The organism is Mangrovicella endophytica, from assembly GCF_002893625.1.
GTDB lineage: Bacteria > Pseudomonadota > Alphaproteobacteria > Rhizobiales > Rhizobiaceae > Mangrovicella > Mangrovicella endophytica.
Genome location: NZ_PKMZ01000003.1, coordinates 311,266 through 325,753, shown reverse-complemented (window position 1 = coordinate 325,753; position 14,488 = coordinate 311,266). Strand labels below are relative to the sequence as shown.

Annotated in this window: 9 protein-coding genes; 5 read left to right on the top strand and 4 right to left on the bottom strand. The window is 66.6% G+C overall.

The genetic code is table 11. The annotated features are described in order from the left end of the window. Positions 1-21: 21 nt before the first annotated feature. The 4 genes from C0R46_RS10375 to polA all read right to left on the bottom strand — a co-directional run bounded on the left by C0R46_RS10375 (position 22) and on the right by polA (position 7,011). Positions 22-1,845 carry a polyhydroxyalkanoate depolymerase gene (locus tag C0R46_RS10375; RefSeq protein ID WP_102959540.1) on the bottom strand — a complete coding sequence of 608 codons (1,824 nt, stop codon included), beginning with the start codon at positions 1,843-1,845 and terminating at the stop codon, positions 22-24. A 183-nt stretch (positions 1,846-2,028) separates the two neighbouring features. Beyond that, the gene (gene pyrF, locus C0R46_RS10370) at positions 2,029-2,733 is read right to left on the bottom strand and encodes an orotidine-5'-phosphate decarboxylase (protein WP_102959769.1); all 705 of its coding nucleotides are present in this window, start codon (positions 2,731-2,733) and stop codon (positions 2,029-2,031) included. Between the two features lie 57 nt (positions 2,734-2,790). Further along, positions 2,791-3,918 carry a PAS domain-containing protein gene (locus C0R46_RS10365; protein WP_102959539.1) on the bottom strand — a complete coding sequence of 376 codons (1,128 nt, stop codon included), beginning with the start codon at positions 3,916-3,918 and terminating at the stop codon, positions 2,791-2,793. A 147-nt stretch (positions 3,919-4,065) separates the two neighbouring features. Beyond that, complete coding sequence (gene polA / locus C0R46_RS10360; protein ID WP_102959538.1) at positions 4,066-7,011, bottom strand: DNA polymerase I; 2,946 nt, start codon at positions 7,009-7,011, stop codon at positions 4,066-4,068. 746 nt (positions 7,012-7,757) lie between these two features. Between polA and C0R46_RS10355 the strand changes: the two genes are divergently transcribed. The 5 genes from C0R46_RS10355 (at position 7,758) to C0R46_RS10330 (ending at position 14,471) form a co-directional block, all read left to right on the top strand. Continuing rightward, positions 7,758-8,129, top strand: coding sequence for a hypothetical protein (locus C0R46_RS10355; RefSeq protein WP_102959537.1), 372 nt, complete (start codon positions 7,758-7,760; stop codon positions 8,127-8,129). A 212-nt stretch (positions 8,130-8,341) separates the two neighbouring features. Continuing rightward, a complete protein-coding gene (locus tag C0R46_RS10350) occupies positions 8,342-9,739 on the top strand; it encodes a dipeptidase (protein ID WP_102959536.1) in 1,398 nt (465 codons plus the stop codon). A gap of 355 nt (positions 9,740-10,094) precedes the next feature. Continuing rightward, complete coding sequence (locus tag C0R46_RS10345) at positions 10,095-10,904, top strand: MipA/OmpV family protein (protein ID WP_245413517.1); 810 nt, start codon at positions 10,095-10,097, stop codon at positions 10,902-10,904. Positions 10,905-11,028: 124 nt separating this feature from the next. After that, positions 11,029-11,847 carry an alpha/beta fold hydrolase gene (locus tag C0R46_RS10340; protein ID WP_102959535.1) on the top strand — a complete coding sequence of 273 codons (819 nt, stop codon included), beginning with the start codon at positions 11,029-11,031 and terminating at the stop codon, positions 11,845-11,847. Positions 11,848-12,158: 311 nt separating this feature from the next. Next, positions 12,159-14,471 (top strand): transglycosylase domain-containing protein, encoded by a 2,313-nt coding sequence (locus C0R46_RS10330; RefSeq protein WP_102959533.1) that lies wholly within the window; start codon positions 12,159-12,161, stop codon positions 14,469-14,471. The last annotated feature ends 17 nt before the right edge of the window (positions 14,472-14,488 follow it).

Genomic DNA, 14,488 nt, shown 5'->3' with positions numbered 1-14,488 from the left:
TTTTGAACGAGCGGGTTCGGCTTAGCCGCGCCGGCCACGCGGCCGCTTCGGCAAGGGCGGAGCGGCCGGTTCGCTACCCGGCGCCGTCGCCAGAGCTTCGAGTGCTGCGGCGAGCCCCTGCGGCGCGCCGCCCGCCATAGGGCCGGGGACTGCGTCCTCGGACTTAGCCGCGGACCTGACGCGCTTCGGCTTGACCGCGGCCGACGGCAGAACCGGCGGCACCGTCGCCGTGCTGCTCAGCAGGGTTTCTGCGGTCGTCTGACCGGCCGCAGCCTCGCTCTCGAAGGCGTGCGCGGACGGCGATGCAGCGGCGCTGCCGATTGCGGGCTGCGGCGGCGATCCGGTCTGGGGCACCGAAGCACCGCCCGGTTGCGGCTCCGCGGGCGCGGCAGCCGTCATGGTCTCGAACGCCTCGGCGGCAGCGTTGGGCGCTGCGGACGCCGCTTCGTCGGCCGCTGCCGGACCGGCAGCCACCACGCCGAGGCCCGTCTCCCCCGCCGCAGCGGTACCGCCCTTCAGCGCATCGGCCTTCGCTTCGCGCTCCTCCACCGCGCCCTGACGAACCGGTCCCTCCGCCAGCTTCGGGCTCTTGCGCGGCAACGCCGCCGCGGCGTGCGTGGTGCCGTGCGTCAGCGCGAAGTCGACGATGCGCGGCGCGATCTCAGCGCGGAAACGCGAGCCGTTGAAGACGCCGTAATGGCCGACTTTCGGCTGCACGTAGTGGACACGCCGGTCGTCCGGGATCGACGTGCAGAGATGCTGCGCAGCTTCCGTCTGGCCGACGCCGGAGATGTCGTCGTTCTCGCCCTCGACGGTCAACAGCGCCGCCTTGCGGATCTTCGTCAGGTCCACCGGGGCGCCGCGATGGGTCATCTCGCCCTTCGGCAGGCGGTGGTGGATGAAGACGCTGTCGACGGTCTGGAGATAGAACTCCGCCGTCATGTCCATGACGGCCAGATATTCGTCGTAGAATTCCCGGTGCTTGTCGGCGCTGTCGCCGTCGTCGCGCACCAGATGGAAGAAGAAGTCCTTATGCGCGATGACGTGGCGGTCGAGATTCATCGACATGAAGCCGGAGAGCTGCAGGAAGCCTGGATAAACGTCGCGCATGAAGCCCGGCTGCGGAAACGGCACCTTCATCACGACATTGTCGCGAAACCAGTCGAGCCCCTTCTCCATGGCGAGGCGATTGACCGCGGTCGGATTGACGCGCGTATCGATCGGACCACCCATCAGCGTCATGGTGGAGGGCGAACAGGGATTCTCCTCCGCCTCCATGCGGGCGACCGCCATGATCACCGGCACGGCCGGCTGGCAGACCGCGATCACATGCGTGTCGGGACCAATGAACTCCAGCATCTCCATGACGTAGTCGACATAGTCGTCGAGATCGAAGCGGCCCGCCGCCAGCGGCACCTTGCGGGCATCCTCCCAGTCGGTGATGTGGACGTCCCCGTAGGGCAGCAGCGCCTCGACGGTGCCGCGCAACAAGGTCGCGTAGTGCCCCGACATCGGCGCGACGATGAGGAAGCGCGGATCCGCCCCGCGCCCCTTCGGCAGCTCGCGCTGGAAATGGAGGAGCCGTCCGAATGGCTTCTCCCAGACCACATGGTCCTGCACCGGCACGCGCAGACCCCCGACCACCGTCTCGTAGATGCCAAATTCGGGCTTGCCGTAGACGCGCGTCGTTCGCTCGAACAGCTCGGCCATCGCTGCGATGGTGCGCCCCGCCTCGGTGCTGGAGAACGGATTCAAGGGGTTCTGGTAGAACAGGCGCGTCGCATCCGCCGCCGCCCGCAGCGGTGCCAGAAGAGCGTGATTCCACTCGTAGAGTTCGTACAACATCGAGGCGGCGCCCTAGGAGGAGAGGGTGGGATGCACGACTTGCTGCACTGCAAAATAGATCGTCCCGGCCGCCGGGGCAAATGCGCGCGGCGACAGGCCCGTCCGGATCACGGAGCGCCGTGAGCCGAGGCTAGCAGGACGGCCTTACCTGAACATCACTCCGGTCCCCGGCGCGACGCCTCCTCAGGCGAGCGCTGCCTGCATCTCCGCGACGATCGCCTGCGCTGCCGCCTTGCGATCTGGCGCCGCAATGATCGGGCGGGCCACGACAAGATGGGAGGCACCGTCCCGCAGCGCATCGGCCGGCGTTGCGACGCGCTTCTGGTCGCCGGCGGCCGCGCCTGCCGGGCGGATGCCGGGCGTCACCACGGCAAGATCAGGACCGACGAGGCGACGGATCGCGGACGCCTCCGCCGCGGAGGCGACAAGCCCGCCCATGCCGCAGTCGACCGCCTGCCGGGCGCGTAGCGCCACGAGGTCGGCCAAGCCGAGCTTGAAGCCGGATTCAGCCAGATCCGCATCGTCGAGCGAGGTGAGGACGGTGACGCCGAGCACGGTCAGATCGGTGCCTGCTGCCGCGCGCATGGCCGCGCGCATCACATGCGGATAGGCATGGATTGTCGTCATTGAGGCACCGAGCGACAGGATGCTCTCGATCCCCTTCTCCACCGTATTGCCGATGTCGTGGAGCTTCAGGTCGAGGAAAACCTGCTTGCCGGCGTCGCTGAGACGACGCACCAGCGGCAGGCCGCCGGCATAAGCGAGCTGGTAGCCGATCTTGTAGAAGCGAACGGTGTCGCCGAGCTCCTCGACCACCGTCTCCGCCGCGGCGACGCTCTCGACGTCGAGCCCGACGATCAGGCGGCTTGCGGCATCTGTGGTCGGCATCGGCCGCGTCGCTGCATCTGACATCGCAAGCCCTTCGCGCTTGGGAGGGCTCTCGGATCAACCCTCGGGAGGAATCTCGACGATGACCGTCGTCCCACCTGTTTGGGAACTGATGTCGAGCTTGGCGTCAAGGGCACGGATCAGCGAAACGACGATGCGGCCGCCGAGCCCGCCCTTGCCGCCGGATGAGGTCATCGAGGTGCTCTGCGCCTCGCCCTCGCTGACGACGGACGCTTGAGGCGCCTTCTGCCCATTTGCATGCGGCCAGCGGCTTCCCTCCGGCAGGCCGATCCCGTCATCGGTCACGATGAGGCGCATCGCCCCGGAGGGGCGCGCAACCAGCCGCACGCGAACCAGACCCTCCTCGCGGCCGCAGAAGGCGTGCTTGAGAGCGTTCGTCAGCAGTTCCGAGAAGAGCAGGCCGATTCGCGCGGCCCGGTCGATGCCGACCTCGATGGGATCGCACTCGACATCGACACGGATAGAGCCGCGGCCGTCGAGATGACTGACCGTCGATGCGATGCGATCGATATAGGCGCAGACCGGCATGCGTTCCGATCGCCGCCCGCTGCTCTGCCGGTCGGTCATCTCCTGATACAAGAGCTGCAGGCTCTCGATACGACGTGCCAGCGCGTCGAAGGCAGCGGCGCCGGTCGAAGAGCGCGCCTGCATGCGGATCATCCCGACGATCATGGCGAGATGGTTCTTCACCCGGTGCTGCATCTCGCCGATGGCCGTTTCGGCCGCCGGCGGTGATACGGCGTTCTGGCCTTGGGATAGAAGTTCGCCGCTGACGTCGCGCTGAACGGCAAGAAAGCACTGGAGCCGGGTGCTGCTGTCGCGGATCGGCGTGACCGCCAGCCGGTTGAGGAACGGCGTGCCGTTGGCGCGGTAGTTCAGGATGTCGACGGTCACGTCGCATTCGTCCGCGATGGCTGCGCGGATCTCGGCCGCAGAAGCCGGATCGGTCTCCGGACCCTGCAGAAAGCGGCAGTTGCGCCCTAGAGCGTCCGCCGCGGAATAACCGGTCATCCGTTCGAAGGCCGGATTGACGTAGATGATTGGATTGTCGGGCAGATGCGGGTTCGTCAGGACGATCGAAATCGGCAGCTTCGCCAACGCGGAGGTGGCCAGCTCGTCCGAAATCGCGGTAACGGCTCGATTGCCGCCGATCCCCTCGCTCATCGATCCCCCGATTCGGAGCGCTACTCCTCATGCTTAACCGCAGACGAGGCGCAAGGGACCAGCAAAAATTAGCCGGTGCAGCCCGATAATGGCTGCTCGACTACGGTCTTTTGTCGCAGGGGAAGCTTCAGTTTGAATTTCTGAGGATCAGTGCGCCTCGTCCCAATTGGCGGCCGCGCGGGCATCGACATCCAAGGGAACCGACAAATGTGTTGCCGGTACGGCGGCGCTCTCCATCACGGCCTTGATCACCGGGATCGTTGCTTCGATCTCGGCCTCGTCCACCTCGAAGACAAGCTCGTCATGGACCTGGAGCAGCATGCGGGCCGACAGTCCGGCAGCGGCCAGTGCCGGCTCCATCCGGATCATCGCCCTGCGGATGATGTCGGCCGCTGTCCCCTGTATGGGGGCGTTGATCGCAGCACGCTCCACGGCGGCTCGCACCGACGGATTGGAATGCCGGATGTCGGGGTAGTGCGCCCGCCGGCCGAACAGCGTCTCGACATAGCCGTGCTCGCGGCAGAAGGCCTTGGTCGCGTCCATGTAGTCGCGGATGCCGGGGAAGCGCTCGAAATAGCGCTTGATGTACTGTCCCGCCTCCTCGCGCGGAATGGAGAGCTGGTTCGACAGGCCGAAGGCCGAGATTCCGTAGACGATGCCGAAGTTGATCGCCTTGGCACGGCGCCGGACCTCAGCCGGCATACCCTCGACCGGCACGCCGAACATCTCCGACGCCGTGGTGGCGTGAATGTCGACGCCATCGGCGAATGCCTTCTTCAGTTGCGGAATATCCGCGACATGCGCGAGGATCCGCAGCTCGATCTGGCTGTAATCGGCTGAGACGAGCTTCTTGCCCTCCGGTGCCACGAAGGCGGTGCGGATCCAGCGCCCCTCTTCCGTGCGCACCGGGATGTTCTGCAGGTTCGGCTCGGAGGAGGACAGGCGGCCGGTGGTCGTGGACGCCATGGAGTAGGACGTGTGGATGCGGCTGTCACCGTCCATGTAAGCCGGCAAAGCATCTGTGTAGGTGCCCTTGAGCTTGGTGAGCTGGCGCCAATCGACGATGCGTCGCGGTAGCGGATGCCCTTCGGCCGCAAGCTCCTCCAGCACCTTGACGTCGGTCGACCACTGGCCGGTCTTCGTCTTCTTACCGCCGGGCAGGCCCAGCTTGCCGAACAGGATGTCGCCGAGCTGCTTGGGCGATCCCGGATTGAAAGCCTCGCCGGCCATCTCGGTGATCTCGGACTCGAGACCAGCAATACGCTGGGAGAAGCGGGCTGAGAGGCCGGACAGGATATCCCGGTCGGCGCGGATGCCGCGCTCTTCCATGCGGGCCAGCACCGGCATCAGCGGCCGCTCCAGCCGCTCATAGACGCCGGCAAGCCCCTCGGCGGCAAGCCGCGGCTTCAGGACGCGCCAAAGCCGCAAGGTGACGTCCGCATCCTCGGCGGCGTATTCCGTCACCTTGTCGATCGGGCAGAGTGCCAGGGCCTTGGCCGCCTTGCCCGAGCCGCAGAGCGCCTTGTAGGTCACCGGCTTGTGGCCAAGGAAGCGCTCCGACAGCTCGTCCATGCCGTGGCCTTCCAGCGAGGAGGACGCGTCGAGGGCGTAGGAGATCAGCATCGTGTCGTCGAAGGGCTCGACGGTAACGCCGTGGCGCAGCATCAGGAGATAGTCGAACTTGAAGTTCTGGCCGATCTTGAGGACGGCGGCATCCTCAAGCACCGGCTTCATGATCCGGATGACGTCTTCCAGCGGGATCTGCGGGCCGATGCCGGTATCGACCACCTTCTCAGACCAGAGATCCTCCTGCGCCGCCTCGGATCGATGGGCGATCGGCACATAGGCCGCGCGGCCGGGCTTTGTCGCGAAGGACACGCCGACGAGGCCGGCAGACATGGCAAGGAGCGAGTCGGTTTCGGTGTCGAAGGCGAGGAGGCCGGTGTCGCGGGCCTCGTCCATCCAGGCCTGGAGCGTCTCGGCATCGCGGATGGTGACATAGGCGGCGTGATCGAAGGCCTCCGCCGAGGCTGCGGCCCGGCGCTCGCCGGCGAGATCGGCCGGTGCATGCGGCAGCCGCCGCCCTTCTACGGGAACAGGTGTCGAGGCGGCCCTGCCGACACCGTTTGCGGCCGGATCGAGATCGGGGCCACGCGCCGGCCCCTCCGTGGTGATCGCCGCCGCCTCGACGCCAGAGGCTTCGGTGCCGAGCTTGGCCGCCACGCGCCGCGTCAGCGTGGTGAACTCCATCGCCTTCAAGAAGGCGATCAGCTTCTCGCCGTCCGGCTCATGGACGAAGAGGTCGTCGAGCGGAACGTCGAGCGGCATGTCGCAGTCGAGCGTCACCAGCCGCTTCGACAGGCGCGCCTGGTCGGCAAAGGCGATGAGGTTTTCGCGGCGCTTGGCCTGCTTGATCTCGCCGGCCCGAGCCAGCAGCGTTTCGAGATCGCCATATTCGTCGAGGAGCTGCGCGGCGGTCTTGGCGCCGATGCCGGGAACGCCCGGGACGTTGTCGGACGTATCGCCGCAGAGCGCCTGCAAGTCGATCATCTTCTCGGGATAGACGCCGAACTTCTCGCGCACGTCCTCAGGACCGAGACGCTTGTCCTTCATCTGGTCGTAGAGGGTCACACAGGGACCGACGAGCTGCATCAGGTCCTTGTCGGAGGAGACGATGGTGACGTCGCCGCCGGCTTTGAGCGCATGCGCCGTATAGGTCGCAATGAGGTCGTCGGCCTCGTAGCCCTGCTTTTCGACGCAGGGCAGGTCGAAGGCGCGTACCGCCTCGCGGATCAATGCGAATTGCGGCACCAGATCCTCTGGCGGGGCCGTGCGGTTGGCCTTGTAGTTGGCATAGAGTTCGTTGCGGAAGGTCGTCGAGGAATGGTCGAAGATCACCGCAAAATGCGTCGGGGCGACGCCGACGGAGGTCTCCCGCGCCTCCTCGACCAGCTTCCACAGCATGTTGCAGAAACCCGAGACGGCGCCGACCGGCAACCCATCCGACTTGCGGGTGAGCGGCGGCAGCGCATGGTAGGCGCGGAAGATGTAGGCCGAGCCGTCGACGAGGAAGAGGTGATCGCCCTTTTGCATGCTATTGCTCGTATCGCGTCGAGCCGGGAGGTGTCCATTGCGCTGTCGAACGGCACCCATCGGCAAATTGGCAACAGCTGACCGAAAAAAGCTCGCAGCGACGCTTGCCAGGTGCAAAAAGTTCTGACTAAATTACAAAATGTTAACAGTGCGTCTCACGGATATGTGACGCGCGCGCGGGCGTGTTCTCTTGATTTCGTGGGATGGTGAGCGCACATTGGCCTCAACGATGCTGCATGGCATCGTCGTCGGCCAGACAGCACGTCCCCCGCTCTTTGTGCCGATGAACAGGCGGCCCGTCCCCTTCCCCCTCTCCGGGATGGCCGCTTCTGCAGAAAGAAGAGCCGTCGCGGCGTATCCCCCTCCAGGCCGTGGCGGCTCTCTTTTTATGGGCTCGACCGTTTCCGATCATCGTGACTTGAGCGGCTGAAGCGGTGATGACGCCGGCTGCAGGCCTCGTGGCTTGCGGTGGACAGGCCTTCGTCATCAGCGTGATCGTGCCGTTCGACAGGCCGGTTCGCTCTTGCCAGCTGTTTCGGCCTCTGGGGCGACCCTGCTCTTTTCCCGACTCTTTCGCATTGAACCCAACGCGGCCATCGCCTGGCTGAGCAGTCGGGCTGAGCCCGCGCGAACCGGCGAAGTCTCACGCGGACACTCACTGAGCATTGACGCCGCGCCGATCCTGTCTGCACCATCGCCCCGCGGATTGACGCCGATGTCCGGCTGCCGCGCGGGGGAACGACGCCATGCACGCTTTGATAGCCGTCATCACCACAGCTGCCGCCTTGCTGGCGCTTGCGCCGAGCGCAGCCCGGGCTCAATCGGTCGGCGGCACCTACGAGGTTCGCGGGACCAATCTCGACGGCAGCGCCTACAAGGGTACTGCCACGATCGAGGTCACGAGTAAGACGACGTGCCGTATCCGCTGGGAAACGGGCAGCACGTCGAACGGCATCTGCATGCGCAACGACAATGCCTTCTCCGCCGCCTATGTGTTCGGCTCCGGAGCCGCCGGTCTCGTCGTCTACGAGATGAAGCCGGACGGAACGCTCGACGGGCTGTGGACCATTGCGGACACCGACGGCGTCGGCACGGAGACGCTGACGCCGATCCGCTGAAGCACCGGCGCTTGCCGGTTGCTCGGCAACCGCTGGCAGTAGCGACGGCAGGCGGCCGTTCGGGCGGACTTCGGCGGAGCGACCGCCTCTGCGGGAACATGGCGATTGGCCGTTTTGCGCATGCCGCATCGCGGCTTGATCGGGGAGAGCACCCGTGGTCGGTATAGGCACCTCGCCGCAACGCGGCCGATTCCCTTGAAAGTACCCCAGCCATGGCCTCGCTCGACAGCGTCCTCGCCTGCCTCGATCTCAATCTCGACCGGTCCGTCGATCGGCTGAAGGATCTCCTGCGCATCCCCTCCATCTCCACCGATCCGGCCTATGCCGCGGACTGCCGGCGCGCGGCCGAGTGGCTGGCGGGCGATCTCTCGGCAATCGGCTTTGCGGCCGAAGTCCGCGACACGGCCGGGCGGCCGATGGTCGTTGCGCATCACGACGGGCCGGAGGGCGCGCCGCATGTCCTCTTCTACGGCCATTACGACGTGCAGCCGGTGGACCCGCTGGAGCTCTGGGAGGCCGATCCCTTCGCGCCCGAGCTGAAGACCATGCCGGACGGCTCGCAGCGCATCACCGGCCGAGGGTCAGCGGACGACAAGGGCCAGCTGATGACCTTCGTGGAGGCCTGCCGCGCCTTCATCGCCGAGACCGGCAGCCTGCCCTGCCGCGTGACGATCTTCCTGGAAGGCGAGGAGGAATCCGGCTCGCCCTCGCTCCTGCCCTTCCTCGACGCCAACCGCGAGGAGCTGACGGCGGACGTCGCGCTGATCTGCGACACCAACATGTGGGACAAGGACACACCGGCCATCTCGACGGGCCTGCGGGGCCTCGTCGGCGAGGAGGTGGTGATCCACGCCGCCAACCAGGATCTCCACTCCGGCTATTTCGGCGGCGCGGCGGCCAATCCGATCCGCGTGCTTTCGAAGGTCCTCGCCGATCTCCACGACGAGACCGGCCGCGTCACGCTGCCGGGCTTCTACGACGGCGTCGACGAGTTGCCGGACGAGGTGAAGACGATCTGGAACAATCTCGGTTTCGACGCCGCCGCGTTCCTCGGCTCGGTCGGCCTCTCCGTGCCGGCCGGCGAACAGGGTCGCTCGGTGCTGGAGCAGGTCTGGGCCCGGCCGACGGCCGAGATCAACGGCATCGAGGGCGGCTATACCGGCAAGGGCTTCAAGACGGTCATCGCGTCCGAGGCGAAGGCGAAGGTGTCCTTCCGCCTCGTTTTCCGCCAGGATCCCGCCAAGATCCGCGAGGCCTTCCGCCAGTTCGTGCGTGAGCGCCTGCCGGCGGACTGCACCGCCGAGTTCCACGAGCATGGCGGCTCGCCCGCGATCCAGCTCCCCTTCGATTCGCCGCTGCTCGACACGGCGCGACAGGCGCTGTCGGACGAGTGGCCGAAGCCAGCCGTGATGATCGGAATGGGCGGCTCGATCCCCGTGGTCGGCGAGTTCAAGCGCCGGCTCGGCATGGATTCGCTCCTGATCGGCTTTGGCCTCGGCGATGACCGCATCCATTCACCCAACGAGAAATACGAGCTGAGCTCGTTCCGCTACGGCCAGCGCTCCTGGGCGCGCATCCTGCACGCACTGGGCACGCGCAACGCCCGCTGACGCACGGCTGGCCGGGCCGTCGGGGCCGGCCAGCTTCGGGCAAGCCGCCCGCGGCATTGTTGCGGCCGAGGGGAAGTCGGGGGACTTCTTCAGGTGCGGAGCTTGGCTCCTGCACCACTGTCGATGGGGCGCGTCCGCGGGGATTCGGAGGCGCCCCTTCGCCATCCCGACATCCGCGCTGGGACCACTCGATCGTGCCTCACCCGCCACAACTCTCGTTGCTCAACTGCAACGCCGCGCTGAGAAGACGTGCCGCGGCGGCACCTTGTGGCCGCCTCAGGTCGCTTTGTTATTGAAGCGTGAACCTTTCGCGGCAAAAAGCAGGCATTCAAATGCCGCGATAAGGACCGCCGCCGTGATCATCAGTCTGCACCGTCTGGCCGCATCGGTCCTCCTCCTCGCATCTCTCGGTCTCGGCTCGGCGCAGGCGGCAGACGTCGTCGACGAGGCTCCGGCGATGACGCCGGACGAGCGCATCGACCTCGTCTTCGAGATCGGCGCCGGCGCGGAGGTCGCGCCTGCCTACGAGGGCTCGGACGAGTACATCGTTTCGCCCTTCCCGATCATCAGCGTCGACTATCTGAACATTCCCGGCCTCTTCTCCTTCGGCGGCGGGCCGCGCGGGGGCTTCTCGATCGGACCGTCCTTCCGCTTCATCGACGAGCGCAACGAGGACGAATATGACGAGCTGGAAGGCCTCGACTCGATCGACGCGACCTATGAAGTCGGCCTGAAGGCGTCCTATGAGTGGGACTATGCCGAGGTCTATGGCGAGGCCCGCTATGCCTTCGGCGGTGCGGATGGCTTTGTCGGCGGCCTCGGCGCCAACATTATCGCCCGTCCAACCGAAGCGCTCGAGCTGAAGGCCGGCCCGCGCGCCACCTTCGCCTCCAGCGACTACATGGACACCTATTTCAGCGTCAGCGCAGCGGAAGCGGCGGTGTCGAACTTCGACGAGTACGAGGCTGAAGGGGGCTTCAAGACCGTCGGCGTTGCCGCCTCGGCCCGCTACGAGGTCTATACGGACTGGTTCGTCAACGCCAACGCCGCCTATGAGCGGCTGATCGGCGATGCCGCCGATTCCCCGATCGTTGAAGTCGGCAGCAAGGACCAGTTCTTCGTCGGCCTCGGCCTGTCGCGCCGCTTCTCCGTCGACCTGTTCTGATCAGGCCCAGCAGGCGTCGCTGCCAGCACGGCGCCTGCCGCAGGCATCACGTCGGCGCGATGCGGGGCAACAACGCCTCGGCCCGGGCATTTCCCTGTCTCACATCCATTCGATGGAGACGGGCATGCCCTTCATCACGACTCGCGACGGAACCGAGATCTTCTACAAGGACTGGGGCAGCGGCCCGCCGATCGTCCTGATCCACGGCTGGCCGGTCAATGCCGACATGTGGGAGTATCAGGCGGTGCCGCTGGCCGAGCGCGGCTTCCGCGTCATCGCCTATGATCGACGCGGCTTCGGCCGCTCCTCCCAGCCTTTCTCCGGCTATGACTACGATACGCTGACCGATGATCTCGCAACGGTGCTCGAGACGCTCGACCTCGAGGCGGCGACGCTGGTCGGCTTCTCCATGGGCGGCGGCGAGGTCGCCCGCTACATGTCGCGCTATGGCAGCGGCCGGGTGAAGAAGGCGGTGCTGGTCGCCGCCGTGACGCCCTACCTCGTGAAGGCCGATGATAATCCGGAAGGCGTCGACTGGTCGGTCTTCCAAGAGATGCTGGACGGGCTGACGAGCGACCGGCCGAACTTCCTTGCCACCTTCGGCAAGCAGTTCTATGGCGCCGGTCTCCTCAACTTCCAGATCTCCAATGAACTCCTGGAATGGTCCGGCGATCTCGCTCTGCAGGCCTCGCCGAAGGCGACGCTCGACTGCGTGCATGCTTTTGCCCGCACGGACTTCCGGGCCGACATGAAGGCGTTCGACGTGCCGACGCTGGTGATCCACGGCACTTCGGATGCAACCGTGCCGTTCGAGTCCGCCGGTCAGCGTGCGGCGGCGATGATCCCGAATGCGACGCTGAAGGTCTATGAAGGCGCGCCGCATGGCCTGTTCTTCACCGAGAAGGCACGGCTGACCGACGACATCGCGGCCTTCGCCGGCTGACGGACCGGTTCGCCGGGCCTGCTGCACAGGCAGGTCCGGCCACCGCCATGCCCCCCCCCCGGCAGCAGCATCGGTGTGACCATTCTGCGTCATCTGCACGACGCCCTTCAGAGAGACAGCCCTCGCTTCCTTAACGACCCGTCAATTCGCCGCATTTACCCTGCACCGCACCGTCGACAAGCGGCTTCTTGCTGGCGGCCGATGCCGCCTTCGCCGAATGGGCGATCTTGGCGACCATGGCAGCGGGAAACGCCGTGCCATCCCGGGCGTGACGGCCGACAACAGCGTGTGGATGCGGAGCGAAGGGCGGCATGGCGGCGAGGCGCAGGCAGGAACGCATCGAACCGACGTTCAACGTGCCCGGCGGCAATGCCGAGGACGAGTTCCGCGTGTCTGCCGACGATCGCGCTGTCTCAGGCGGTTCAGCCGCCAAGCCCCGGCGCCGTAAGGACAACGTCAAGGAGACGGCGGCACCGGCAGCATCGGGCTGGTTTTCAGGCGAAGCGCCACGGCGCTCCCGCGGCGGCAAAGGCGGTGGCGGCGACGACGGACGCGGCGCACGCCCTCGGCGGCGGCGCAGCCTCCTCGGCCACATCATCCGCCTGTTCCTGCTGATCGGCTTCTGGGGCGGCGTCGCGGTTGCAGCGGGTACGGCCTATGTCGCGGTGAAGCTGCCGCAGGAGGCCTGGGCCGTTCCGGACCGTCCGCCCAACGTCAAGATCGTGTCGGTCACGGGCGAGCTTCTGGCCAATCGCGGCCTGACCGGCGGCAAGGCGGTCTCGCTGGACGAGATGAGCCCCTACATCCCGCAGGCTGTGATCGCCATCGAGGACCGGCGCTTCTATGCCCATTACGGCGTCGACCCGATCGGCATCATCCGAGCGCTCGCCGAGAACCTCGCGGCCGGACAGACGGTGCAGGGCGGGTCCACGCTGACCCAGCAGCTCGCCAAGAACATCTTCCTGAACCCGGAGCAGACCCTCCAGCGCAAGGCGCAGGAGGCGATCCTGTCGCTGTGGCTGGAGCACAAGTTCACCAAGGACCAGATCCTGGAGATGTATCTCAACCGCGTCTATTTCGGCTCCGGCGCGACCGGGGTCGAGGCGGCGGCGCGGCGCTACTTCAACAAGTCGGCGAGCGAGGTGGATCTCAGCGAGGCGGCGCTGCTCGCAGGGCTTCTGAAGGCGCCCTCGCGCCTGTCCCCGGCGCGCGATCCGCAGGCTGCCAAGGCGCGTGCCGAGGTGGTGCTCGCCGCCATGCGCGACGAGGGCTTCATCAACCAGAGCGAATACGAGGACGCTAAGGCGCAGAAGCCGACGCGGGCCAAGAGCTACTGGAACGGCGCCGAGCACTATGCCGCCGATCTCGTGATGAAGGACATCAAGAGCCTCGTCGGCGAAGTGAAGCAGGACGTCGTCGTCGAGACCACGATCGATCTCGGCCTGGAGCGGGATGCCGAGAAGGCGATCCGCCATACGATCGACGGCGCCAAGCAGAACGTCACGCAGGGCGCGCTGGTCGCGATCGACGGCACTGGCGCCATCCGCGCCATGGTCGGCGGGCGCGATTATGGCGAGAGCCAGTTCAACCGCGCCGTCGACGCCAAGCGCCAGCCCGGCTCGACCTTCAAGCCCTTTGTCTACGAGACGGCACTGGAGTTCGGCTGGCGGCCGGAGAGTGCCGTAGTCGATGGTCCCGTGAAAATCGGTAACTGGACCCCCTCCAACTATGATCAGCGCTATCGCGGCGAGGTGACCCTCGCTTATGCCGTCGCGCATTCGCTCAACACGGTGGCGGCGAAGCTCGCCAGCGACATCGGACCGGCCGCGGTGATCCAGACGGCTCAGCGCATGGGCATCAAGTCGCCGATGGTCGACAACGCCTCGATTGCGCTTGGCACGTCGGAAGTATCGCTGATGGAGCTGACCAGCGCCTTCGCGCCCTTCGCCAATGGCGGCTATCTCGCGACGCCGCACCTCGTGAACCGCGTCACCACCGAGGCCGGCAAGGTGCTCTACGAGCGCGGCGCCGAGGTGCCGCCGGTGATCGTCACCGAGGACATCGTGGGGATGATGAACGCCATGCTGAGCGGTGTCGTCACCTCCGGCACCGGGCGCAAGGCGGCGATCAAGGGCTGGCAGGTGGCCGGCAAGACCGGCACCACGCAGGACTTCAAGGACGCCTGGTTCGTCGGCTACACCGCCAACCTGACCACCGGCGTCTGGCTCGGCAATGACAGCGGCAAGCCGATGAAGAAGGTCACCGGCGGCACACTGCCGGCCGAGGCCTGGGCCGAGTTCATGAATGCGGCGCATCAGGGCCTGCCGGCCATGCCGCTGCCGGGTCATTACCAGATCGGCGCGCCGCAGGAGCCGCTCACCGCCGAGGGTGGTGCTGTCGATCCCTATGGGGCCGGCGACTACGCCTCAGAGGAGCTGCCACCTGAACCCGGCTCCGACGGCGACTCTTATTCCATGCCAACGGCACAGGCGCTGCCGCGCCGCGCCATCGAGGAAGCCCCTGTCGTGCGGCGCGAACAGCTTCCGCCTGATGCGGTTCTGGAGGGTCCCGTGGGCGGACGCGATGGCGACCGCTCGCTCTTCCGTCGCCTATTCGGGCAGTAGAGCCGCACGTGCGGCGG

Coding starts and splice junctions, on each gene's coding strand:
- C0R46_RS10375 (WP_102959540.1), bottom strand. CDS start 1,845: ATGTTGTACGAACTCTACGAGTGGAATCACGCTCTTCTGGCACCGCTG.
- pyrF (WP_102959769.1), bottom strand. CDS start 2,733: ATGCCGACCACAGATGCCGCAAGCCGCCTGATCGTCGGGCTCGACGTC.
- C0R46_RS10365 (WP_102959539.1), bottom strand. CDS start 3,918: ATGAGCGAGGGGATCGGCGGCAATCGAGCCGTTACCGCGATTTCGGAC.
- polA (WP_102959538.1), bottom strand. CDS start 7,011: ATGCAAAAGGGCGATCACCTCTTCCTCGTCGACGGCTCGGCCTACATC.
- C0R46_RS10355 (WP_102959537.1), top strand. CDS start 7,758: ATGCACGCTTTGATAGCCGTCATCACCACAGCTGCCGCCTTGCTGGCG.
- C0R46_RS10350 (WP_102959536.1), top strand. CDS start 8,342: ATGGCCTCGCTCGACAGCGTCCTCGCCTGCCTCGATCTCAATCTCGAC.
- C0R46_RS10340 (WP_102959535.1), top strand. CDS start 11,029: ATGCCCTTCATCACGACTCGCGACGGAACCGAGATCTTCTACAAGGAC.
- C0R46_RS10330 (WP_102959533.1), top strand. CDS start 12,159: ATGGCGGCGAGGCGCAGGCAGGAACGCATCGAACCGACGTTCAACGTG.